This window comes from Anaerobacillus sp. 63XJN7_4_ISO-PGPR-S23-413 (assembly GCF_056173725.1).
In genome coordinates this window covers 510,960-533,956 of sequence record NZ_CM149688.1, presented here as the reverse complement: position 1 = coordinate 533,956, position 22,997 = coordinate 510,960, and the positions used below count along the sequence as shown (strand labels likewise).

Annotated in this window: 20 protein-coding genes and 1 pseudogene; 11 read left to right on the top strand and 10 right to left on the bottom strand. The window is 39.1% G+C overall.

The window, feature by feature from the left end; all coding sequences use genetic code 11:
• Positions 1–39 precede the first annotated feature (39 nt).
• The 6 genes from AC0VYO_RS02965 to AC0VYO_RS02940 form a co-directional block, all read right to left on the bottom strand.
• Positions 40–1,407 carry a sensor histidine kinase gene (locus tag AC0VYO_RS02965; RefSeq protein ID WP_194220011.1) on the bottom strand — a complete coding sequence of 456 codons (1,368 nt, stop codon included), beginning with the start codon at positions 1,405–1,407 and terminating at the stop codon, positions 40–42.
• Positions 1,404–2,069: a response regulator transcription factor gene (locus tag AC0VYO_RS02960; protein ID WP_430243196.1), complete on the bottom strand. Its 666-nt coding sequence runs from the start codon at positions 2,067–2,069 to the stop codon at positions 1,404–1,406. Before AC0VYO_RS02960 ends, AC0VYO_RS02965 begins: the two co-directional genes overlap by 4 nt.
• A gap of 12 nt (positions 2,070–2,081) precedes the next feature.
• Complete coding sequence (locus tag AC0VYO_RS02955) at positions 2,082–4,865, bottom strand: ATP-binding protein (RefSeq protein WP_475368378.1); 2,784 nt, start codon at positions 4,863–4,865, stop codon at positions 2,082–2,084.
• Complete coding sequence (locus AC0VYO_RS02950) at positions 4,865–6,106, bottom strand: metallophosphoesterase family protein (protein WP_475368377.1); 1,242 nt, start codon at positions 6,104–6,106, stop codon at positions 4,865–4,867. The genes AC0VYO_RS02955 and AC0VYO_RS02950 overlap by 1 nt, the downstream gene beginning before the upstream one ends.
• 179 nt (positions 6,107–6,285) lie before the next feature.
• Positions 6,286–7,536 carry an ABC transporter permease gene (locus tag AC0VYO_RS02945; RefSeq protein WP_475366509.1) on the bottom strand — a complete coding sequence of 417 codons (1,251 nt, stop codon included), beginning with the start codon at positions 7,534–7,536 and terminating at the stop codon, positions 6,286–6,288.
• Entirely contained in the window at positions 7,529–8,425 is an 897-nt protein-coding gene (locus tag AC0VYO_RS02940; RefSeq protein ID WP_475366508.1) for an ABC transporter ATP-binding protein, read from the bottom strand. Before AC0VYO_RS02940 ends, AC0VYO_RS02945 begins: the two co-directional genes overlap by 8 nt.
• Before the next feature lie 146 nt (positions 8,426–8,571).
• Here AC0VYO_RS02940 and AC0VYO_RS02935 point away from each other — a divergent pair, with 146 nt between their 5' ends.
• Positions 8,572–8,757 (top strand): YhzD family protein, encoded by a 186-nt coding sequence (locus tag AC0VYO_RS02935; RefSeq protein WP_194220017.1) that lies wholly within the window; start codon positions 8,572–8,574, stop codon positions 8,755–8,757.
• Positions 8,758–8,879: 122 nt separating this feature from the next.
• On the opposite strand, the gene AC0VYO_RS02930 is transcribed toward AC0VYO_RS02935, so the two are convergent.
• Together AC0VYO_RS02930 and AC0VYO_RS02925 are read right to left on the bottom strand one after the other, a co-directional pair.
• The gene (locus AC0VYO_RS02930) at positions 8,880–10,361 is read right to left on the bottom strand and encodes an aldehyde dehydrogenase family protein (RefSeq protein WP_475368376.1); all 1,482 of its coding nucleotides are present in this window, start codon (positions 10,359–10,361) and stop codon (positions 8,880–8,882) included.
• 164 nt (positions 10,362–10,525) lie between these two features.
• Positions 10,526–11,377 (bottom strand): Cof-type HAD-IIB family hydrolase, encoded by an 852-nt coding sequence (locus AC0VYO_RS02925; RefSeq protein WP_404684046.1) that lies wholly within the window; start codon positions 11,375–11,377, stop codon positions 10,526–10,528.
• A 195-nt stretch (positions 11,378–11,572) separates the two neighbouring features.
• Here AC0VYO_RS02925 and AC0VYO_RS02920 point away from each other — a divergent pair, with 195 nt between their 5' ends.
• Complete coding sequence (locus tag AC0VYO_RS02920) at positions 11,573–11,794, top strand: hypothetical protein (RefSeq protein ID WP_194220020.1); 222 nt, start codon at positions 11,573–11,575, stop codon at positions 11,792–11,794.
• A 191-nt stretch (positions 11,795–11,985) separates the two neighbouring features.
• On the opposite strand, the gene AC0VYO_RS02915 is transcribed toward AC0VYO_RS02920, so the two are convergent.
• On the bottom strand, positions 11,986–12,354 hold the full coding sequence (locus AC0VYO_RS02915) for a YlbF/YmcA family competence regulator (RefSeq protein WP_194220021.1): 369 nt from the start codon (positions 12,352–12,354) through the stop codon (positions 11,986–11,988).
• Positions 12,355–12,437: 83 nt separating this feature from the next.
• Entirely contained in the window at positions 12,438–13,580 is a 1,143-nt protein-coding gene (locus AC0VYO_RS02910) for a DUF445 domain-containing protein (protein ID WP_475366507.1), read from the bottom strand.
• 127 nt (positions 13,581–13,707) lie between these two features.
• Here AC0VYO_RS02910 and AC0VYO_RS02905 point away from each other — a divergent pair, with 127 nt between their 5' ends.
• From AC0VYO_RS02905 to AC0VYO_RS02865, 9 genes and pseudogenes are all read left to right on the top strand, one after another.
• Positions 13,708–15,066 carry a YheC/YheD family endospore coat-associated protein gene (locus AC0VYO_RS02905; RefSeq protein ID WP_475366506.1) on the top strand — a complete coding sequence of 453 codons (1,359 nt, stop codon included), beginning with the start codon at positions 13,708–13,710 and terminating at the stop codon, positions 15,064–15,066.
• 12 nt (positions 15,067–15,078) lie between these two features.
• The gene (locus AC0VYO_RS02900; protein ID WP_430243180.1) at positions 15,079–16,140 is read left to right on the top strand and encodes a YheC/YheD family endospore coat-associated protein; all 1,062 of its coding nucleotides are present in this window, start codon (positions 15,079–15,081) and stop codon (positions 16,138–16,140) included.
• Positions 16,137–17,510: a YheC/YheD family endospore coat-associated protein gene (locus AC0VYO_RS02895; protein ID WP_430243179.1), complete on the top strand. Its 1,374-nt coding sequence runs from the start codon at positions 16,137–16,139 to the stop codon at positions 17,508–17,510. The genes AC0VYO_RS02900 and AC0VYO_RS02895 overlap by 4 nt, the downstream gene beginning before the upstream one ends.
• Positions 17,507–18,670, top strand: a complete 1,164-nt coding sequence (locus AC0VYO_RS02890; RefSeq protein WP_475368375.1) for a YheC/YheD family endospore coat-associated protein — start codon at positions 17,507–17,509, stop codon at positions 18,668–18,670. The genes AC0VYO_RS02895 and AC0VYO_RS02890 overlap by 4 nt, the downstream gene beginning before the upstream one ends.
• Positions 18,671–18,714: 44 nt before the next feature.
• Entirely contained in the window at positions 18,715–18,936 is a 222-nt protein-coding gene (locus tag AC0VYO_RS02885) for a DUF5342 family protein (protein WP_194220027.1), read from the top strand.
• Between the two features lie 57 nt (positions 18,937–18,993).
• Positions 18,994–19,209, top strand: coding sequence for a hypothetical protein (locus tag AC0VYO_RS02880; RefSeq protein WP_283153046.1), 216 nt, complete (start codon positions 18,994–18,996; stop codon positions 19,207–19,209).
• A 173-nt stretch (positions 19,210–19,382) separates the two neighbouring features.
• Positions 19,383–20,273: a PucR family transcriptional regulator gene (locus AC0VYO_RS02875; RefSeq protein WP_475368374.1), complete on the top strand. Its 891-nt coding sequence runs from the start codon at positions 19,383–19,385 to the stop codon at positions 20,271–20,273.
• A 126-nt stretch (positions 20,274–20,399) separates the two neighbouring features.
• Positions 20,400–21,625 (top strand): annotated as a pseudogene (locus AC0VYO_RS02870) (ISL3 family transposase).
• Between the two features lie 206 nt (positions 21,626–21,831).
• A complete protein-coding gene (locus AC0VYO_RS02865) occupies positions 21,832–22,929 on the top strand; it encodes an ABC transporter ATP-binding protein (RefSeq protein ID WP_430243174.1) in 1,098 nt (365 codons plus the stop codon).
• Positions 22,930–22,997: the final 68 nt, after the last annotated feature.

Sequence of the window (22,997 nt, the reverse complement as noted above, 5' to 3'; positions counted from 1 at the left end):
AAATGTATTTACCTAGTATAGCATAGCCCTAATACATCATTAGGACCTTTCGCTTCGTTTTTTTGGCAATATAATTGAGAAAACAACACCATGGTCCAAGTTCGCCACTTCAGCTTTACCTGAGTGACGTTCAGCAATTTTCTTTACAATAGCTAGACCAATCCCAAATTGACCTTTATCCCCTTTTTGGAAAGGTTCAAACAACTGCTCTTTTTCTACCTTTTGAAACGAAATTTCTTCTCCATCATTAAACACTTCTAGTATGATGGTTTCATCCCTCTGGATTGCATTTAAGTGAATTTCGCTTTTCGCATACCGCAATGCATTTTGAACAAGATTGTCCATAGCAGTTAACATCTGTTCGTGAACAGCCATCAACTCAACATTTTCACCAGATATTGTAAACGTCACATCTTCACGCTGGTACATGAATCGTTCACGAATCTCTTCAGCAAGAACCCCAAATCGAAATGGTTCCCAGTTTCCCTCAGGTTCATCAATGGAATCTAGTTTAATATAAGTAAGCATCCCTTTTACCCTTTGATCCATCCGATCAGACTCATTTAGGATAATTGTCATTGTATTATCAAGAGAATCTGGCATTACGCCATCTTTAATGGATTGGGCATAACTTTTAATGATCATAATTGGTGTTTTCAATTCATGAGAGGCATGCTGTATAAACGTTTTCTGAGCCTTATCATACCTCATTAAGTTCTGTCTCATTGATTCAAATTGATTGGAAAGCTTCTGGAACTCTTCATCACCTTCCCACTTGAAAGGTTCTTTCCAATTGCGGTTAGCAATTTGATCGAAGCGTTCTCCGAGAACGGTTAGTGGTCTCCGTAAATACCTTGCAATCCACGCTGCAGGCAAAAGACTAAGCAATAATGCAAAAAGCAAAATAATGATAAGTCTAAACCAGAGGCGATCAATCATTTGATTACGATACGTGTCCCACATATAAGAGATAAAGTACGCTTCTTGTCCGTTAACATCTACTTTAGATATCACATAAAACAAGGATGCCTGATTATTATACGTTAACTCATAGCGCCCCTTCTCTTCTTTCTGATCAAGTGCGTTTTTACGCATTTCGATAATTACTTCATCAGGTATGGGGTCTCCCTGCAATGGTCCACTATAAAGTCTTGTAATCAACGTATGGCCAACCGAACGCTCCGCGTCTCTTCGTTCAATAAAATCTTGATCCGTTTGAGGAGGAAGTGGCCCGTCTTGATCCGGAAACGTATATCGCTGCTGCTCACTTTCAATAATCTGATATGTCTCTTCAGTTAGCGTGCCTTTAATGGAGAGAGGGTAGATCACCGCAATCACTACCCCAACAAGCAGAACAAGAATCATAAATGAGAGCCAGATTCGTTTCGTTAAATTTAAGCGAATCATGTAATCAACCGATAACCAAGGCCGTATGACGTTTCAAGGTTCATGCGTGGCATTTTCTTTCTTACTCGTCTAATCACATCGTCAACAGCACGATCTGACCCCACATAATCATCCCCCCATACCTGAACGAGAATTTGTTCACGGGATAAGGTTTGATTCACATGCTCGACTAGGAAAAGAATTAAATCCATTTCCTTCGTCGTTAATTCAACTGGCTCTCCTCGATCAAGTACTTTTCTCGATACCGGATCTATTTCATACTCCACAATCTCAAACCTTTTCTGGGAAGATTGTTGGTACACTCTCTTTAATAATTTTTTGGCGCGAATAATAAGTTCTCTCGGCATAAATGGTTTAGCAATATAGTCATCGCTTCCTAATTCCAATCCTACAATACGATCTAGATCCTCATCTCTCGCAGAAATGAAAATAACCGGTACGTCGTCTTCAGCTTTTATTTTCTTTAATAACTCATACCCATCTATCCCAGGTAGCATGATATCTAGAATCCACAGGTGGCAAGATTCGTGAATACTCTCAAGTGCTTCCTCACCACTCATAAACGCTTTAACTTGAAACCCTTCTTTTTCCATATACGTTTTTAAGATTTGCACTAGATTTTCTTCATCTTCAACTAAATGTATTTTATAAACTTCTTCCATAAGATCACCTCATTAGATTGTCCCTTTTTTTGTGGAAGCTGGCGACGGATCAAGTATGTGAATCCTGTCATCTATCCCAACTGTTGTAGATGAATGACACGTTAATAAAATAACCTGAATGTCTTTTGAAAATCTTTTAATAAATGCTTTCGCAACATCAGTTCTTTTTTCATCAAAGTTCACAAAGATGTCATCGAGAAAAATAGGCATCTGAACTGTCGAAATAGACGCAAGCGAAAGTCTTATACAAAGGTATAACTGCTCTGCCGTGCCTCTACTTAACTCAGACGGCTTGTATGCTCGGCCGTCCACGTTCAGCACTCGAAATTTATTACCTTCTACAGGAGGATAAATAGCTGTATACCGACCTTCTGTGATTATGTTGAAATAGCTCTCTGCTTTCTTTATGACCGCGGGGAGACGTTCTTCCTGATACCTTGCCTTCGCCCTCGTTAGAAAATCAGATGCTACCTTCAGTACAGACCATTTCCACGCAAGAGAATTAATCTCATCTTCCTTCTGCTGACGCTGTAAGAGAAGTTCTTCGTAAGTTCCATCTTCTGTTAAGAGACGAATTTGTTCGTTTTCACTTGCAATCTGTTGATAAAGACCTTGCTGCTTTTTCATAATAGAAGTCTCTTCGTGCTCCAGCTGTTCACGATGATATTCGATTTCTTCCACCGTAGTATGCTCCACGAACGATTCATCACTTAATTGGGAAGTAATCGTTGCGAGCTGTCGTTTAAGCTCTTGTGCTTCTTTATGAGCCTTTCCCTTCACACGAAACGCTTCCTCATTATCTTCACCTGCTAAGCGCATCAGCTTGTTCATTTCATCATTACAGCTTTGCCACTTTTCGGTTCCCCCACCAAGCTGCTCTTCAAGTTCTTGAAGCTTGTTTGTTGCGAGGTCTATGTCTCTCATTAATTCTCTTTGTTCCTCTGCCTTCTGCAGCAATAGCTGTATCGCTTTATCAGGCTCCTGGTAGGAAACAATTGCACGCTCGCATAGTTTCTTTATTCTATCTTCAACTACCGTTAAACTGTAGTCAAGATCTTCTATTTGCTGCTGCTTTTGATTTCGTTCCGTCTGAACCTTCTTAATTGACCCAATCCTATCAAAAGCATCAAGCAATGAATCGGTAGGAATGTACTCAGGAAAAGGATGAATCGTTCTCCACTCTTTCAACTTATCATCAAGTTGATACCTTTCTGCTTCCCACAAGTCTACTTTTTCAGCTGCTTTCAAATAGGTTCGATTAAGGCGATCGACCTGGTCTTTTAATGACTCAGCTTGTCTCCTCAACTCTCTATCGCGAATAAGCACCTCATCTTCACTCTTCGTCTCAGTACTTTTAGAGGTCATTCTCATTAAAATGGCACCACCCACCACTATAGCCGCTGCTACAAAACCAAGCAGCCAACTTTCATAAATGCCAAGAATAATAAAGACTAATAACGCGACAGCTATCATCCCAAACGACCACTTCTGATTAGTAGAAGACGATTGTTCTTTTTCTAACCTTTCCCGATCTTTCGGTGAAAGAAGGCGTGTTTTCAGACGATCATACTCATTCTCCTCTTTCTCCAGTTCATCTCGTGCAGAAAGAAAAGCTTCCTGAATATACTGGTATTTCTGATCAGAAAGCTGATAGGACGCCACCAATTGTTTGAGACTCTCACGTCCAGTAAAGGTCGGATGGATGGACTTAAGAGCTTCTTCAGTCTGACCAAATTCCATTAGCTCTGATTCTAAAGTTGTATTAAGTGAGCGTATCTCACTCTGCAGTCTTCTTCTTTCTTCTGCTCTCCCACGATAAAGAATCATTTCTTCATTCCAATAAGATACCTCTTGTAAGAACGCATTCGAATCAGGAAGCAACTGAGCGTGATGAATATCATTTTCTAGTCGTTCTTTTCGTTTCTTTAACCCTTCTAATTCCCCAGAAAGAAGAACAGCTTGTTCTTTCCATTTATCCATTCTTATAAGTCCTTCTTCAGGAAAAGGATGAAACTCAGGAAGATTCTCGATCTCTTCTTCAAGTCTTTTTTTCTCATTCAATAAAGGAATGATATGCTTCTCACGCTCAAGCTTTCGCTGCTCATTTTGGATAAATTGCAACCGCTCAGCATTTTCTTGAACTTTTATTTCTAACTCCTTTGTCTTTTTGATAAGTTCATTGTAGTTCTCATTTTTCTTTTCCCATTCGTTTGTTTTCTTCTTTAAAGATTCGTAGGATTCCACATCTTGATTGAGTTGAGGTTTTCTTCCTCCAGGCTTAAAAATTTCACCCTGCCACTTGTCAAAATTCTTTTCAATTTCAAGTAATGAAGCTCCACCGCTCATTCCTGCTTCATAAAGGACTTGATTCCACGCTTCTTCATCATAATGATGATCATTATTTAAAGTTGTAAGGTTACAAAAGAAAATTTGTCTAAAACTAGCTCGATTCATTCCTTTTAAGAGCTTTTTTAAATCATCACTATTTCCTGAAGTACCATCTCGAAAATAGATATAAAGATTTTCAGAATTCCTATCCCTCGTCCGTTCAATTCTAAATGCTTCACCACTTTCTTCTACAAAGAGACTACCTCCAAAACGCGAGAGATGATTCATTTCATAATAGTTCTCCTGCCTGCTAGGAAAACCGAATAAAACATATTCAATAAAAGAGATAAGTGTAGATTTCCCTGCCTCATTCTCTCCAAAGATAAGCTGAAGTTCAGTTGAAACGTCTTCGATTTCATAATTCTCAAATTTACCAAACCCGTAAATTGTTAGACCGAGTAACCTCATTAACTCTCACCACCTTTTGACTCAATGAGATATGTAAGTAATAGCTCTTCAGCTTCTTTTATTAATTGTTGCTCGTCTTCAATGGGATGGAGAGCTTTTCTAGCTCGTCTATGTTCAAATAGCGGAGCTAACGCTTCTTTCATTTGGGAATGCTCGTACTGATCAGAGGTAAATAAAATATCCTGTAAAAATCCATTCTGCTGTTTTAAATTCTCGCGATCCCAGAGTGGCATTGATTTTAGAGTGAATTTATATGGCCAAACAAATCCTTCGTCTTCCATTTCTCTATTAAGTTGTAGCGTCTGCAATATATCTTCTAAATGATCCCCATGTATTAACTCTGCATGTATCGGGCTACTGCCAACTAATTCAAAATTAATGAAATGGCCTCCTGTAGAGAAAATTTCCTGATCCAAAATTTCTTCACAGTTATTTAAAAGATTTTGGATCGTATCACACTGTCCAATATCAATAATCGACTTGTGCCAGGTTACATCAGCGGTTTGATGAAAAACAAGCGATGGCTCAGAATCGCTTAACTTTACAACATAACACCCTTTTTCACCACGTTCTTTCGAGTGTGCTCCTTGTATATTACCGGGATAAACAATAAAGGGCTCTTCTGATAGTATTGCTCTCTGATGAATATGCCCAAGAGCCCAGTAATCAAATTTCTTATTCATTAGTTCAGTTATTGTGAATGGAGCATAGGAAGAATGTTCTGTTTGTCCTTCTAAATTCCCATGAAGCATTCCGATCTGGAAACTCTCTTCATCTACCCTTTCATATGCACTTACCATTTTCTCATTCACATGACGCGTGGGATAGCTAAAGCCATGAATATATGCGATTGGTGTCTGATCTCTGTTATACGAAACCGATTCTACTTCCGCTCCAAAAAAATAACTTGTATCTGGCCACGTTAAATCAACCCATTCTCCATCTAGCGCATCGTGATTTCCATGAGAAAGATAGCTATAAATGCCTGCCTCATCCAATCTTTTCAATTGTTGTAATAAAATCATCTGTGCTTTCAAGCTACGATAGCTACTATCAAATAAATCTCCTGCAAACAGCACAAAATCTACCCGTTGATTAATAGCAATATCAACGATTGTTCGTAATGAACGATAGGCACTTTCTCGAACAAACTCATGGATGGATTTAGGTAACTGATTTGTACCGGAAAATGGTCTGTCTAAATGAAGATCCGCGCAGTGCAGAAAGGTTACTTCTTTCATCACTCATCTCCCTTTCTAATGCTCTCTATCTCTCATTTTACCATAATCAAACGAGCGCACGTTCGCACGATTCCGCTTTTTCTCATTCAATGATTTTATACTCATCATGCGACAAGAAAAAAAAGAAAAGTCCCGGGAACTAAAGTTCCGGAACTTTCTAGATTGTTAGTTGAAAGCTATTACTCACGTCGTGATAGCTTTAACGCTTTGCCTATATCTTTTAAAGAAGATGATTTCCCATACATGAGAACACCACCTCTGTAAACTTTCGCCCCGATGATTGCAAAAAACACAATCGATCCAATTAGGAGTGCAAGACTAATGGCTACTTCCCAGAATGGAATGGAGAGCATACCTACCCGTAAGAACATCACTACTGGTGTAAAGAAGGGAATGAAGGACGAAATGGTGACAAATGTAGAAGACGGCGTACTTAGTCCAAACATCGCAATAAAGAAAGCGATGATAATGAGAAACTGGACTGGCATAATCATTTGCTGAACTTCTTCTGCTCTACTAACGAGTGAGCCTACCATTGCAAGAATCGTCGCATACAGTAAATAGCCAAGAATAAAGAATACGATCGCATAAATGATGAGTGAAGCTGAAAGGTTACTAAAATTAAGAAAGGATAGGAAACCTGCTTCTGCGAGCTCATCTTCCTGCATTTGCATAAAGAGGTACCCACTTGCAATAATGATCGCATATTGTGTTAAACCGAGTAAGGCAATTCCAAGTATTTTCCCAAACATTTGCTTGACTGGCGAAACGCTTGAAATTAAGATTTCCATTACTCTCGATGATTTCTCTGTCGCCACTTCCACAGCAACCATATTTCCATAGAAAATCACTGAAAAATAGATGACGAATAGAAGTACATAAACGAACACTCTTGCTTGATTTAATTCATCTTCTGTCTTTGCTCCTTTTTCGAGTGCAACTTTTTGAAACTGGACAGGTTGGTCGATTTCACTAAGCTGCTCCTGAGTAACCCCTGCTTTCTCAGCAGCAATTGTACTCTTCAATTGCTGAAGTGCTGATTCAAGAACTTGTGGAGTGACTTGTTCTGCTACTGTCTCCGCTTTATAAAGGGCCGTCGGTTCGGAATTTTCGTTTTCTTTAAGAATCAAATAGCTATCGAGATCACCCTCTTCAATAGCCTGTTCGGCTTTTTCTTCAGAGCCATCGAATTTTTCTAATACAATATCAGATTCCATCATCTTCATTTGGTTTTCAAGTTGTGTATAATACGAAGCTGTATCGATGACTCCCACTCGATCCGCTTCACTCGAATCGAAATTATCTATAATGGTCGAAAGATTTGTAATGAGAAAGATCATAAGTAGCGTAATAACCGTTGTAATAATAAATGCCTTGGACTTCAGTCGATTTAAATATGTTTGGGAGAGGACAATAAGAAATTTATTCATATGCCGCACCCACTTTCTCAATAAAGATATCGTTTAATGACGGCTCCTCTAGTTCAAACTTTCTAACAAACCCTTTGTTCATCAACTCGTGTAAAACCTTCTGAGAAACTTGCTCATTTGCTATTTGAACAGTGCTATAATTCATTCCTTGCTTTATGTGATGAACCCCTTCAATATTTTCTAGAAATGTTAGATCAAAATCAACGTCAATGATAATGTTTTTCTTACCATAAGAACGCTTGATTTCTTTTAAGTTCCCAGAAACAACTGCTTTTCCTTTATGTAGTATACAAAGATGCTCACAAAGTTCTTCCACATGCTCCATTCGGTGACTAGAAAACAAGATCGTTGTTCCTGCATTCTTTAAATCAAGAACAGCTTCTTTCAACACTTCCACATTTACTGGATCCAGCCCGCTAAATGGCTCATCAAGAATGAGAAGCTCTGGCTTATGAATAACTGCTGCAATAAATTGTATTTTTTGCTGATTTCCTTTTGATAATTCTTCTACCTTTTTATCAAGATATTCTGGCACATTGAAACGATCAAGCCATATAACAATTTCTTTCTCAATATCAGCTTTCTTCATCCCACGTAACTTGCCAAGATAAATTAATTGATCTTTCACTTTCATCTTTGGATAAAGACCGCGTTCTTCAGGTAAATAGCCAATTAAATGGCTTGAATCATAAGATATTTCTTCTTTCTTCCAGCTAATCGTTCCATTTGTTTGATCAATGAGGCGTAATAGCATTCGAAATGTTGTTGTCTTACCCGCTCCGTTACCTCCAAGTAACCCAAAAATCTCATTCTCAGGAATTGATAAATTAAGTCCTTCTACTGCTGTAAAAGGTCCGAATCTTTTTGATACATTCTGAAATTCGAGCATAGCTTCCCCCTTTATATTGACATTCATTACATGAAAAATAGCTTCCCAACTAGTATAACGTTTCGTTTTCTCAAAAGATTCGTTTTTTCCAAAAATAAGTGACAAGAAATTATTACATCGGTAAACTAAAAGGAGGAGGCGATAATATGGAAAAGTACATTATCACGGCATTCGAAAAAAGCGGAGAGACTGTTCTAGATGAAAGCTTTGATGCACAGGATGACAAAGAAGCAAAAAAAGTTGGCGAAGAACTCTTAAAGCAAAAAGGTTTTGAAAACCATACGGCACGAGTTGTATCCTCTGCTGGTAAATTAATCGTATTAAAAAGATAGCGCTATCATATTTTTATTTTCTGATGATTAGCTGATCGAATTGAAACTTTGGAAGTACTTCACCTAAGAATAGAACATTAAAAAGAACCGCCCGTCCGTAAAGGACGAGCGGTTTTCTTCTGTTATTTTAAGTTAATCCAAACGCTCTTCACTTCTGTGTAATTATTTAGTGCATAGGAGCCCATTTCTCTTCCCATACCAGATTGCTTATAGCCACCAAATGGAGAAGCCGCATCAAATGCATTATAGCAATTCACCCAAACAGTACCAGCTTTAATTTTGTTTGCAACATAGTGTGCGGACTTGAGGTTCTCTGTCCATAGTCCAGCAGCTAGTCCATAATTCGAAGCATTCGCTCGCTCGATTACTTCATCAAGGTCTTCAAACGGCATTGCGGCTACTACTGGTCCAAAGATTTCCTCTTTTGCAATGGTCATTTTATCATCCACATCAGAGAAAATCGTAGGTTGGACATAATATCCCTTATCGTAAGGAACCTGTCCTCCAGTAAGTAACTCAGCACCTTCATCCTGCCCTTTTGAAATATAGCTCATTACGCGTTCATGCTGCTCAGCGGATACGAGTGGTCCCATTTGCGTTTCAGGATCCAATCCTGCTCCCTGCTTGATCTTTTGACTATGACTCACTATATCAGCCATCACATTATCATAGGCTTTCTTTTGTACGAATAGTCTTGATCCAGCACAGCAAACCTGTCCTTGATTAAACATAATACCGCTTAACGCGCCTGGTATCGCTTTTGTCATATCAGCATCTGGTAAAATAATATTTGGTGATTTACCTCCCAGCTCAAGCGTCACTCGCTTCAAATCATTCGAAGCCTGGTTCATAATATACTTACCTACATCAGTTGATCCTGTAAATGCAATTTTATCTACATTTGGATGCTTAACTAGTGCATCACCTGCTGTTTCACCGTACCCTGGTACGACGTTCACAACGCCTTCAGGGAATCCAGCTTCCTCCATCAGCTGCGCTAGATATAGAGCTGAAAGTGGTGTTTGCTCCGCAGGTTTAAGAACAACGGTACACCCCGTCGCTAAAGCTGCTCCAAGCTTCCATGCCGCCATAAGTAGAGGGAAATTCCATGGAATGATTTGTCCAACAACCCCTAAGGCCTCATGACGTGTGTAATTAAAATATGGTCCATTAACGGGAATGGTTTGTCCCATAATTTTTGTTGACCAGCCAGCGTAGTATCTAAAGTGCTCAATCGCTAGTGGTACATCGGCATTCTGCGTTTCACGAATCGGCTTACCGTTATCAAGCGTATCAAGCATGGCAAGTTCTTCTTTATTTTCTTCCATTAAATCAGCAAGCTTATAAATTAATCGGCTTCTAGCTGACGCAGACATGCGCGACCACGGACCACTGTCGAAAGCTTTACGAGCTGCCATAACGGCTTCATCAATATCTTCTTTCACGGCTTCACTAACTGTTGCAAGCACTTCACCAGTTGAGGGGTTTAGGGTATCAAATGTTCTTCCTGATAACGAATCCTTCCATTGACCATTAATATAAAGTTTTTTCGTTCCTTTCAGAAATTCAGTCACCTTTGGATTCAAGTCGAGTAATTTTTGCATACTATCCCTCCAGAATTCAAAATTATCAAACATTATACATATTAGCGGTTTTTTCGTGAAAGCCTTTTCATTTTGTTAAAATGATTCAAAAGTAACATAAAAAACGCCTTCATTCCCCATAAATCGCCAGGGTTCGATGAAGGCGTCTATATTCTCTTTAACCATTACCTTTTTAATTGAACTCGCATTTGTCTTCTAAAAACTTCTTTAACCATGTAGGATACGCCCTGTTGATCATTTGAGCGGGTTACCCAATCCGCAAGTCGTTTTAGCTCATAAGAAGCATTTCCCATCGCGACACCAAGGCCTGCTTGACGAATCATTTCAGCATCACAATCCGCATCGCCAATTACCACCATTTGATCGACAGATACTCCTAATTTCTCTCCTAAAATGCGCAATCCTTTTGCTTTTGAGACGCCTTTTGGAATGATTCCAAAATTACATTTTGTCGATCGAACAACCGAAATAGAAGGAATTCGCTCTTCTAACAGGAGACGGGCTTCCTCTCTTTCTTCTTCATTAAAGAAATGAGCGTCAATTTTCGGAGGGGATAAATCTTTCTTTTCGAGATACTCACTTAAGGTTTCAACAAAGTTCACGGGGTAGAATAATGGATCTCCTATTCCGAGCGTCATTTTAGCAGATAAGTAATGATTATGCTTTACGCGATTACCAACGGCTAATCGTTCATGAATAATGCGAATATGGCAGTCAAATCCTTCAAGGATCTTAACAATCTCACGAACATCTTGATTGGGTATTCTCTCTTCATAAACCGGTTCTTCAACCTCTTCAGCAATAAACGCGCCGCTATGAGTAACGAGCATCACATCATCTAACTTCACCGCCTTTGCAATTTTCTTAGCAGATGCAAAGTTGCGACTAGTCGTTAGCGTAACGTAAACTCCCTTTTCTCTCACATAGCTAATAGCGTCCTTTGTTTCCTTATCAATTTTATGATTGGATCTAAGCAAAGTCCCATCAATATCTAAGGCAAGAAGTTGATAGACCATTCGGATCCCTCCTGTGTAAAAAGTAGTCCTTATAACACTTATCTCTATGACTCGTAATTCTTGTCTTATCACTTAAATTTATGATAATGACATGTTTGGATGAATTTGGCGTTTAGAATACGGACACCGTGGGAAGTTTTAATATGAAACTAGTTTATTACAAATAGATTACAAATAACGAAAGGGGTTTTACTTATGACCAAAGGAAAAGAGAGAATCAGGTTTGACTGCACAGGAGAATTCAATGAACCACACATTTACAAATGCTCTGAATGTGATCATGAATTTCGAGGTACTATTGGAGGAAATGAGAAAAGAGAACTTCAATTAAATTGTCCTGAGTGCGCCATTGAAGAAACGATCATTTCGCAACCAACTCAATTTGAAGTTGTTGGCGTAATAGAAAACGCTTCATAGTCCTTATTTTTTTATATTTTAATACCAGCTCTCTCATTTTGTGCTTATTCGATTGAAGCATTTGTTTCACTCGAATAAACCCAAAATCACACAGCAACAAAGGTTATACGCTAACTTACTTCTTATGAACAAGTAATCGGTACTATGAATACAAAAAACGGTTCACCCAATTGGGTGAACCGTTTTTTGTATTATTGCTGAACGTCTTCTTCAGGGCTACCGTAAAGGTCCTCTAGAGGCTTCGTTACGATTTTGTTGATGTCCTGAATAACCTGGCTCATGCGCTGCTCTTGTTGCATCAACTGAGAAATCACTTCATGCTGCTGAACAAGTTCAACTTGTTGTTGAGCCGTTTGAGCTTCTTCCTCTGTGATCTGTTGACCACTCATTTGCTTTTGTTGAAGCTCCATTTGCATGTTACGGAAGTTATCAAAAAGTTTCTTTGCTACTTCATCCTGGTTTACCTGATCATATAATTCTTTAAGCTTTGTGTAGTCCTCGTGCTCACGCATTGCGCTTTCTAATTCGTATGCTACGTCGTAAAGATTTTTCTCTGCCATTGTATATACCTCCTTAGTAAATGAGGATTATTTCGCTCTCATAACCCTGTACTTCCCCACTATAACAAAGACTGACACGAAATTCATCCAATAAGGGTAATGATTACTCCTTGAATTAAACCAATCATTCCTCCGAGCACAGCTCCAAGGTACGTGATCATCTTAAATTCACGACGTGAAATCGAAAGAACCATCTCTTCAAGACGTCCAACAGAGAACGTCTCCACCTGACTTTTCACTACGTCTGCCAGGTGTAGTTGTTCCATGAGTGGCTGGAGATTCTGACTGAGATACTGACCAGCAGCATCTACTAGTCGTGGAACTATGTCTTCAACAATACGCTCCTTATATGGATCAACTGCTTCCGATAGACTAAGATTCAGAACGTGATTAATTGGGAGTTCATTCACAATGAGATCTGTTACCTCTTTGACAAGTTCTTCTGAATTAAATTTATCTTCAAACGCTGCAAATTTCGTTTCTTTAAGCGAATTCCACTCTTTCTCAAGCATCGTTATGATAACATTTTGAATATCGTCTTGCTTAAGAAGACGAAGTAACTCAGGCTGTACTTTATCTACTAGTCTTGTGTTTGTAAAAAACATGTTAATCATGCTTCCAAGCGTTCCTCGATCTGCAAGATAACGGTCGATCATAACAGAAAGCTTATGCTTGCCCTCAGCAGAAGCAATGTAATCACTAATTTTTGTTAAAACGAGATCAGCAATTGGTTCAATTGAGCTATCAATTCTCATTTGCATTTTTTCCGGAAGAATCTCAGCTAGTTCTTTATTTTTCAAATCCAATAGTTTCTTTTCAATTTTCCCATTGATGTAGGAGCTTGCATTGGCTCTAATATCTTTGGCTGGATCCTCTAGATGAAGTCCTTTCTTTAAAAGTGTTTCAATTTTCTCATCAGACTCTAAAAGTTTAAGAACTTCTTTTTGCGCATATTCAATCATCGTACGCTTGAATACTGGATCGTTCATTTTTTGCTGTATTCCCTCAGCCGTTAGAAGATGTTCAACGACCATTTTACCTAGCTGGACTGCCAGCTCATCTCTACGTTTTGGAATTAATCCTGGGGTAAATGGAACTTTCCACTTCCCTATATAACGAGCTTCATATGGCCTAAATAGCATTTTAATAGCTAACGAATTTGTAAACCCACCTATAACAGCGCCAATGGCAATCATAAATAGGATCGTTATGATAATGGACGACATCGTACCTCAACCTTTCTATTTCTCACGTTCACATAGTAAACTCCATCTTCATAGTATACGATATCCGCTATTGCCTATCCAGTTAAAGGAAGGTAAAAAAAGAAAAAACGTTGAACGAGGGTCTTGAATGAAACATACTGAAAAGATTATTTTACAACCAGAGAATTCAACCTCAGCTCAATCTAATCATACCCTTTCCATTCCAGAAAACATCGCCTCAAAATGGAAGCTTTCAGATACATCACTTAGACTTCGATGTGGCGTGCTTGAGGAATTTGTAACAGTCAAGGTCTATCGCACTTCATCAAGTCATACCGTATATTGTTCACCCGAACTACTAGCTTCTCTGTCTCTTCCAAATCAATCTCTTCCGATTACACTTACCTATAGTCATCAGCAACAAATGCTCTCAATCGGTCCTATTTTCTGTCTTGCGATTAACATTTCTAGACTGAAAGAAACACCATTCGGATCCTATACGGAATTCTGTAAAGAAGTCGCAGAATACTGCGAAGAGCATCATATTCTGTTCTATGTTTACACACTAAAACCGTGGAGTGACACTAAAGTCTCGGGTATGATTTGGAACCAACGTGACTGGGTAGAAGCCACGCTACCCATCCCTTCTGTCATCTATAATCGAATTCATTCGAGAAAGCTTGAGAAATCCGTTTACATTCAACAATTAAAAACCTATTGGCGTGATCAACAGATCCCCTATTTTAATGAATCCTTTCTTGATAAATGGGATGTTCATCAGAAGTTACTTTCTTACGATGAAGTCGCACCCTATCTTCCTGAAACGGTTTTGTTAGAGACAATCGACGATATTCATTTCATGATCGATAAATACCCTATCCTTTATTTGAAACCTTTAAATGGAAGTCAGGGAAAACATATTTTTCGAATCACTCAGAAAGATGATCTCTATTACCTTGATTACTCAAGCTTTAATGGCAATCAAACGCTCACGTCACATTCGCTTCAAAACATTTATACGACCATTCGCTCACGATCTAAAACGATTCCTTATCTTATTCAACAAGGCATTCCCCTAATTGAGGTCAATGGATGCCCCGTTGATTTCCGCATTTTATGCTTGAAAGGTATTGGAGACAAGTGGTCAGTTGTCTCAGCCGTTTCGCGCGTTTCTAGAACAAATGACCAGTTCGTATCCAATATTGCACGCGGCGCGTTACTAAAAAAGTTTGATGAGGGGCTCACCCCCTTAGAGGATTCAATGAAAAGACAAATGAAGCGAATCCTTCCCGAATTGGCCTGTGAGATTTCACAGATCATTGATCGTGAAAGTGAAGGAGTATTTGCGGAGCTTGGAATCGACATGTCTTCTGATAAAAATGGTCACCCCTGGATCATTGAAGTGAACACAAAACCTTCCAAGACTTCTGAAGGAATCACACCAAGTACCTATCGCCCATCGGTTAAAGCACTTATCCGCTTAATTAACTGGTACACGTCATCTTAAAAGGAGCAAGGTATGACATCACTTGGTATTTTACAACGTTCGCTCCAACATGAAGGAGATTACCTTTCTAAATTAGGTGAAGCAGGATCCACTTCTGGATTTAACGTCTATCGTTTTTCTCCAGATCAGCACTTTAGAAATAGTCTTCTAGGAATGAAATACGATCCAAAGACAAAAAAATGGCTGGAAACAAATTTTCCGATTCCTGATTTTATTTATGATCGCTGCTTCCATAATGGTCTCATAACAGAAATGGAAGCCTCCTTTATTAAGTGGTTAAAAAACGAGTCTAACGCTACATTTCTAGGACACGGGTTACCAGGAAAATGGGCGATATACAAACAATTAAAGCAAAAGCCATTTATAAATCGGCACCTTCCACAAACAGTTAAGCTTCAGCCTGCTACTAGCGCTAGCGTTATATCCGATTTATTAACGAAGCACGAGAAGGTCGTTCTAAAACCAGTGGTAGGTTCTCAAGGAAATGGGTTAATGCTCCTTACCCGAAATCAAAATCAAGTTGATGTTCAAATCAATCATAATGGGAACGTCCTTCATCATACTTATGATACAACCAGTTCTTTCCTCAAAATAATGAGGAGAATTCAAAACCAGCGTGACTATATAGCCCAAGAATGGCTTTCTTTACTTGACCAAAACAACCGACCTTTTGATCGAAGAGTGGTAATGAAGAAAACGTCGATCGAAAGTTGGAAGGAGATTGGCCGTGCTACGCGCGTAGGGAGTTCTGACTCTTTTGTATCTAATTTGCATAGTGGTGGCTCTATTCAAAGTGATCACAAGCTCTCTATTCCCGAAACTGTTCTCCAAGCCGCAGATCAAAAGATTAATCTCCTCTCCCGTTGTATTGCTACTAACCTCGAGAGTACATTTCCTCCGTTGTTTGAACTTGGTCTTGATTTCGGAATTGACCGAAGTGGTAAAGTCTGGTTACTTGAAGCCAACTCTAAACCTGGACACAAAGCCATTCAACCATACGATTCTTTACATTTTATACCGTTTCAATATTGCCGGTCTCTCATGAATGAGAAGAAAGGGGTTATCGAATCATGAACACGATTCTTCCATTAAAAAAGGACATTAATTCTCAAGGGAATTTCTATGTTCCTCCAACAAAGTTTAAGGAATGGGTTGACCAAGTTTCTTTTCCGAATCAACTTTGCTTTGGGTCAAGACGCTCATTCTGCACGGTTTCTCCTCACCCTAGTAACAAAGAAGAATACCTTATTTCAGAAGACTTATGGAAAATATTAGGTGTTCCTGAAGAAATGTCTGTTCACCTTTTCGAAAAAGGAAATTCTCTTCATATTGGACCTTTAGTAGGTATTTTCACTGCAGGATTTACTAAGGATAGTATGAGACCTATCGGAGAGCGCAGTATGTATTTTGCCAAGCTACTATCCGCTACCTCTAAGTGTGGTGCTTTTGGCTTTGCATTTGGTGCTCATCATATTGATTGGAAAACGGGAAGCATCAAAGGATTAATGTATAACAAGCGAGGATGGTACAGAGTAACTGTTCCCATTCCTGATGTTGTATACGATCGACTACCGAATCGAAGCTCAGCAAGCATCGAACAAGTAAGCACTACAATGGAGAAACTTCAATCTCAATATTTCACTCCCTGGTTTAACCCAGGATTTTTCGATAAATGGACGATGTTCGAAAAGCTACGTGAAGACTCAATCGTTAAGCCGTATTTACCTGAAACTGTATTAAGTCCTAAGAGCGCCATAATCTCACGTATGTTAAAGGATTACGAACAGATCTTTATTAAGCCTGCCAACGGTAGTCTTGGGCTTGGGATTCAACAAATTCTAAAGCCAGCCGATGAGAAGTATTATTATTGCAGGTTCAGAACGGACAAAGAAAATCGTCTAAGAAGATATACCTCTCTTGCACGCCTTCTTAAAACCCAATATCCAAACGGCATGAACGGTTTAATTGCTCAACAAGGAATTGACTTACATCGGATTAATCAGCGTTCCATGGATTATCGTGTTCATACAAACAAAAACAAAGAGGGGAAATGGGAAGTTAGTGCGATCGCTGCAAAGATTGCAGGAGCTGGAAGTTTAACCACTCACATGGCTTCTAACGGAACAGTTAAAACAATTGGAGAGCTCACTTCTGAATTTGGTATTAAAAAACAAGTTGAAACAGATTTAATGGAAGCTTCCCTGCTACTAAGTCGTGCCATCGATAAAAGAGTTTCAGGCTTTATTGGCGAAATTGGATTTGACCTCGGGATTACAAAAGAAGGGGACATTTATTTATTTGAAGCAAATTCAAAACCTGGAAGAGGCATTTTTGCCCATCCGAGATTGAAAGCGGAAGAAGCCAAAACGAGAACATTACCAATGGAATACGCGATCTTTTTAGCAAGATCCACCATTGAAAAACAGCTGGTTACACCAGTATGATCGAATTATTTTACAGTAGAGAAAATAATCGGTGGCATCAAAAAAGTAGCTATCAATATGTATATTGGGGGAAAGAGCCATCCAGGCTCTCTCCCTCTCCTGCTTTCTCTTCTTCTATTGTAAAGCTTCAAACTCCTCATGATACCATTCGACCTCTTGTTGGCATACTGGCAGGGTCTAACTTACATCACCATTTCAGTGGCAATGCTGCGATCTTCAAATCCATTCAAAAGGAATTGACTGATTCCGGAGGGCTTTCGTTTGTTTTTACACCTGACGACATTTATCCCTCATATATCAATGGCTATCTCTATGATGCTACATCTCAAAAATGGACAGGTTTTCGCTTCCCATATCCTAATATTGTGTACAATCGAATTCCTGACAGGGCAGAAGAACGCATTCCAAAAGTGAGATCTTTTTTCAACTTGTTGAAGTTAAAAGGCATTCCATTTTTTAACCGATCTTTTTTCCTCAAAAATGAAATACTCGATCACTTAGCTGAGAATGAAGCATTAATGCATCACATTCCAGAAACAGCTTGCTTTACAGATGCGAATCTTAATACATTTCTAAAAACATATTCATCTATTTTCTGCAAACCTGCATCTGGAAGCAAAGGTAGAGGAATATTTAAAGTTAAAACTGTTAAGTCCGGTTTTCTATTCACCGATCACGAAAACACTCGTTTCTTTCCAAATCTCGCCTTAGTTAAAGAACACGTCACTCCCTTAATTCATGAGCAATATTTGATCCAACGTGAAATTGATCTCGCAACTCATAATGAATATCCTTATGATTTTAGAATTCTTTTGCAAAAACCATTAAAAAGTTGGCAGGTCACAGGTATCGGCATAAGAGCTGCACAGAATAACAGCCTGACGACTCATGTTCCAAGAGGAGGAAAAATCCTCCCTTTTCATAAGGTGGCCAACAATGACGATGAAATTCGGGTAAGAGAGCTCGCTATTCGCACTGCAGAATCACTTGAAGAAAAAGAAAAGATGCTTGAATGCTCCTTGGACATTGGTAAAGATAGCGAAGGACATTTCTGGATTTTTGAAGCGAATTCGAAACCAATGCGTTTTGATGAACCACTTATTCATCAAGCATTTATACGTTCTCTCCTCACTTCTTTTCGAACGTATTCTGCGTATTAGCTTCCTATGTTATGATGATAAAAAAGGTGATTTGGGGGAATACCATGATTTCGCACTTTCAATATAAATCAGTTGGATCAAAAATAAGAAAACCTAAATGGGAAGTATCTTTTTTCTATCAGGGAACATATTATCGTACTCTTTATCTCCATACTGGCCAATTCGAATGGTATCAACCTGCTCCACCTGAATCGGAGCAAAACAAACTGCAATCTCAAATTCATGAGCTCATGCTTTTTCACGTCTATGAACAGCAGGACTCATAATTCTCCTGATTTCTTCACATAATAACCCTATTCAAAGAAATAGGGAGATGAAAAAGGATGCCGAACAAAAGAACTGAAGACTCTCAGTACGAAGGTCGCGATAAATACGATATGGACATTGACCGTATGGTTAATGAAGGAATGGCCGGCGGTGCCGTTCATCAAAGTTACAAGCAGGCTCAAATCGAGGAAGCTATTCCACTCATGGAACAGGAGCCACCACATCGTTCAGGTAAACAAAGAAGAAATGATGATCAACAAAACTATTCATAATCACATAAAAGTAAATGCTTTTCATTCGTTCACTGAAACTGAACGAAGACAATCACTGCTAATTTAGAAAAGAACCTCTTACACATATAGAGGTTCTTTTCTTTGATTCATTATTAATTTGTGTTCATCATTACGTTATACTATATGTTAACTGTTACTTAGGAGGGGCACTTATGAATGCAAAACTAGCTGAACTATATGGAAATGATTTCGTCGTTACCTCCGATCAACCTGATCTTTTCCACTGGTATAGAACAACCGATGGTGAACGATTTGGCATACGTAAAACGCGACTAACAAACGAGGAAAATGAGTTATTAAATGCCTTCTTCCCTACTGTCCGACTGGAAAATGAGTCCATGACCCTTACCCAAAAAAAATGGACATCTCTTCTTTTTGAGGACGATCTCAGCGTTGACCTTACAATAGATCTCCCAATTCGATACATACATTTCAACCTCAAAAATGCACCATCAGATCTATCCGATTTCACAGAAGCCATGACCGGCTTATTTTCAGAAGAAACTGTACTCCTATTTGAAAATGACAAAGAAGGTCTGCTCGTTCAAACAAATGAATTTGACGAACAGATGGTAGATGAACTTAAACAAACAGCTGCTGCACTTACTGCCGACTTTTTCACAGGCATGTCTCTTTTTGTCGGACAAACGATTCAACATTATGATAACAGCCATTTAAAACGGATTTATAAAGCCGAAAAAAAATGGTTCTCAACAGGACGAAATCTTATGCCATCACAAATGGTATTTACGCACCAGGATATGGTCCCGTCCGTCCTCTTCCACGAGGCAAGTGACGAATCGATTGATTACTTAATTAAAGCTATCGAACCCGTACAACATGACACAGAGCTTTTGAAGAGTATTCGCATCTACTTAGAATCTAACTTAAATATTACTCTTGCAGCCAAACAACTTTATGTACATCGAAATAGTCTTCAATATCGTGTGGATAAATTTATAGAGAAAACAGGAATTGATGTAAAAAGTTTTCAAGGAGCTGTGATGGTTTACCTTTCTCTTCTTGCGATGGAACTGCGTTAATAAACGCAGTTTTTTTGGCTCTATAATATTTGTTGGGGTTTAAGAAAATGAAGCACAAAAATACACGCAAGCTCCTATATCTTTTACACTTGAATTGACGAGAAACAAGAAAAAGATTGGAGTTGCGTGTACGTGCATTTTAACATGAATTTACCCGGATTAGAAGAAGTGATGGTATCGAAAATGGAAGCCATTAATGGCCAGTATCATGTTCATATTGAAGTGCCAAAGAAGGCGCACCAGTGCCCCCAATGTGAAGAATGGACTGTACGTGTTCATGATTATCGGACTCAGAAAGTACAACACCTTAAAGTATTTGAGCGAACGGCTTTTTTGTTTTATCGCAAGCGCCGTTATGTGTGTGCTTGTGGGAAACGATTCGCTGAAAGGAATTCGATCGTCAATCGCTATCAGCGTCACTTAAAGGAATGGAATCAGGCCCTGGGATTACGCGTGGTACAGGGGAAGAATTTCAAGGATACCGCAGCCCAATTTCGTACGTCGCATTCAACTGCGATAAGGCGGTTTGATGAAGTCGCCGCACCAACGCTTCAAGAAGTGAGTGATCTTCCTCGTGTCATCGCTATTGATGAATATAAAGGAGATACCGATGAAGGAAAATATCAAGTTGTCATTGCGGATGGAGATACAAAGCAGCCTTTGGATATCCTTCCTAATCGCTCCATTGAGACCGTAAAGGACTATCTTCGCAAGAAGGGGTCGCGAGTTGAAGTGGTGATCATGGACATGAGCTATGCCTTCAAGTCAGCTGTTCAAAAGGCACTAGGAAAGCCAATCATCGTGGCTGATCGCTTTCATTTTTGTCGCTACATCTATTGGGCATTAGAGCGTGTACGAAGAAGAGTTCAACAGAATTTCCATGATTATGACCGTAAAAAGTGCAAGCGAATGAAGCATGTTTTTTACAAGCGATATGAGCAGTTGAGTGAGAAACAAAAGTGGTATCTGGACCGTTACCTTGGATTATCCGAGGAATTACGAAAGGCTTACGAGTTAAAAGAAGCGTTTCGAAGCTGGTTTGAGGAAGCGAAACGAATCGGTCAAGAGAATCCTAACCAAGTTAAACAGTCTCTGTATAATTACTACAAAACGGTTGAAGCAGCGAATATGAAGGAGTTCAGACAAGCCGTTCAAACACTTAAGAACTGGCAACCAGAAGTCCTGAATAGTTTTTTGCCTTGAACTATAATAATGGTTTTATCGAGGGTTTAAACAATCAAACGAAGGTCATTAAGCGAAATGCCTTTGGTTTTAAGCGATATGACCGCTTACGAAGAAAGATCCTTTTACATCATCAGTACAAAAAAATTCGTCATTTTCAACTAGGATAAGGAGTAGGAGATGAATCTCCTACCCCAACATTTGATTTAGAACCGTTTTTTTACCTTTTTCAACAATATTACGTATAAATAATGGCATTTCGTACAGAATGCACAAAACCTAATGGTATTTTTGTGCACGCTCCCAATTTACGATAGCGCTTTCATAGAGTAGACTTAGAACTAGCAAAAGAGTTCATTTCTTAGGAGGCATTAACATGGCAGAGATCGCTCTCAATCACATTTACAAAAGATATGATAACAAATTTGAGGCAGTAAAAGACTTTAACCTGGATATTAAAGATAAGGAATTTATTGTTTTCGTAGGTCCTTCTGGTTGCGGTAAATCAACGACGCTTCGTATGATTGCCGGCCTTGAAGATATCTCAGATGGAGACCTCGTTATTGGTGATCGTCGCGTCAACGACGTTGCACCAAAAGATCGTGATATCGCAATGGTATTCCAAAACTATGCCCTGTATCCTCACATGAACGTATACGATAACATGGCATTCGGATTGAAACTACGCAAGTTCGACAAAAAAGAAATTGAGCGCCGCGTAACGGACGCTGCTCGTATTCTTGGGCTTGAAAGCCTATTAGATCGTAAACCTAAAGCACTCTCTGGTGGTCAACGTCAGCGTGTAGCATTAGGACGAGCGATTGTTCGTGATCCACAAGTGTTCTTGATGGATGAGCCTCTTTCAAACCTTGATGCAAAACTTCGTGTTCAAATGCGTGCTGAAATTTCTAAGCTTCATCAGCGTCTACAAACAACGACTATCTACGTTACTCACGACCAAACTGAAGCGATGACGATGGCAACGCGTATCGTTATTATGAAAGATGGGCTTATCCAGCAAGTAGGCTCACCAAAAGAAGTATACGATGCACCTGACAACGTCTTCGTTGGTGGCTTTATTGGATCTCCTGCAATGAACTTCTTCAGCGGTACATTAGAAGATGGCTATTTCAAGCTAGGTGATATTCAAGTGAAAGTTCCTGAAGGAAAAATGAAAACCCTTCGTGAACAAGGATACTTGAACAAAGAAGTTATGCTTGGTATTCGTCCTGAAGATATCCATGATGAGCCTGTCTTCATCGAATCTTCACAGGATACTAAAGTAAGTGCTGTCATTGATGTAGCCGAATTGATGGGTGCTGAAACATATCTTTATTCCAAAGTAGCTGATCAAGATTTTGTAGCTCGTGTTGACTCTCGTACGGATATTCAAAATGGTCAAAACATCAGCCTTGCTTTTGATATGAACAAATGTCACTTCTTTGATACTGAATCAGAACTGCGCATTCGTTAATAAAATGATAGGGAAAGCTTCCTCTTAAACCGAGGAAGCTTTTTTTATTTATCTTCTTGCATGAAGCG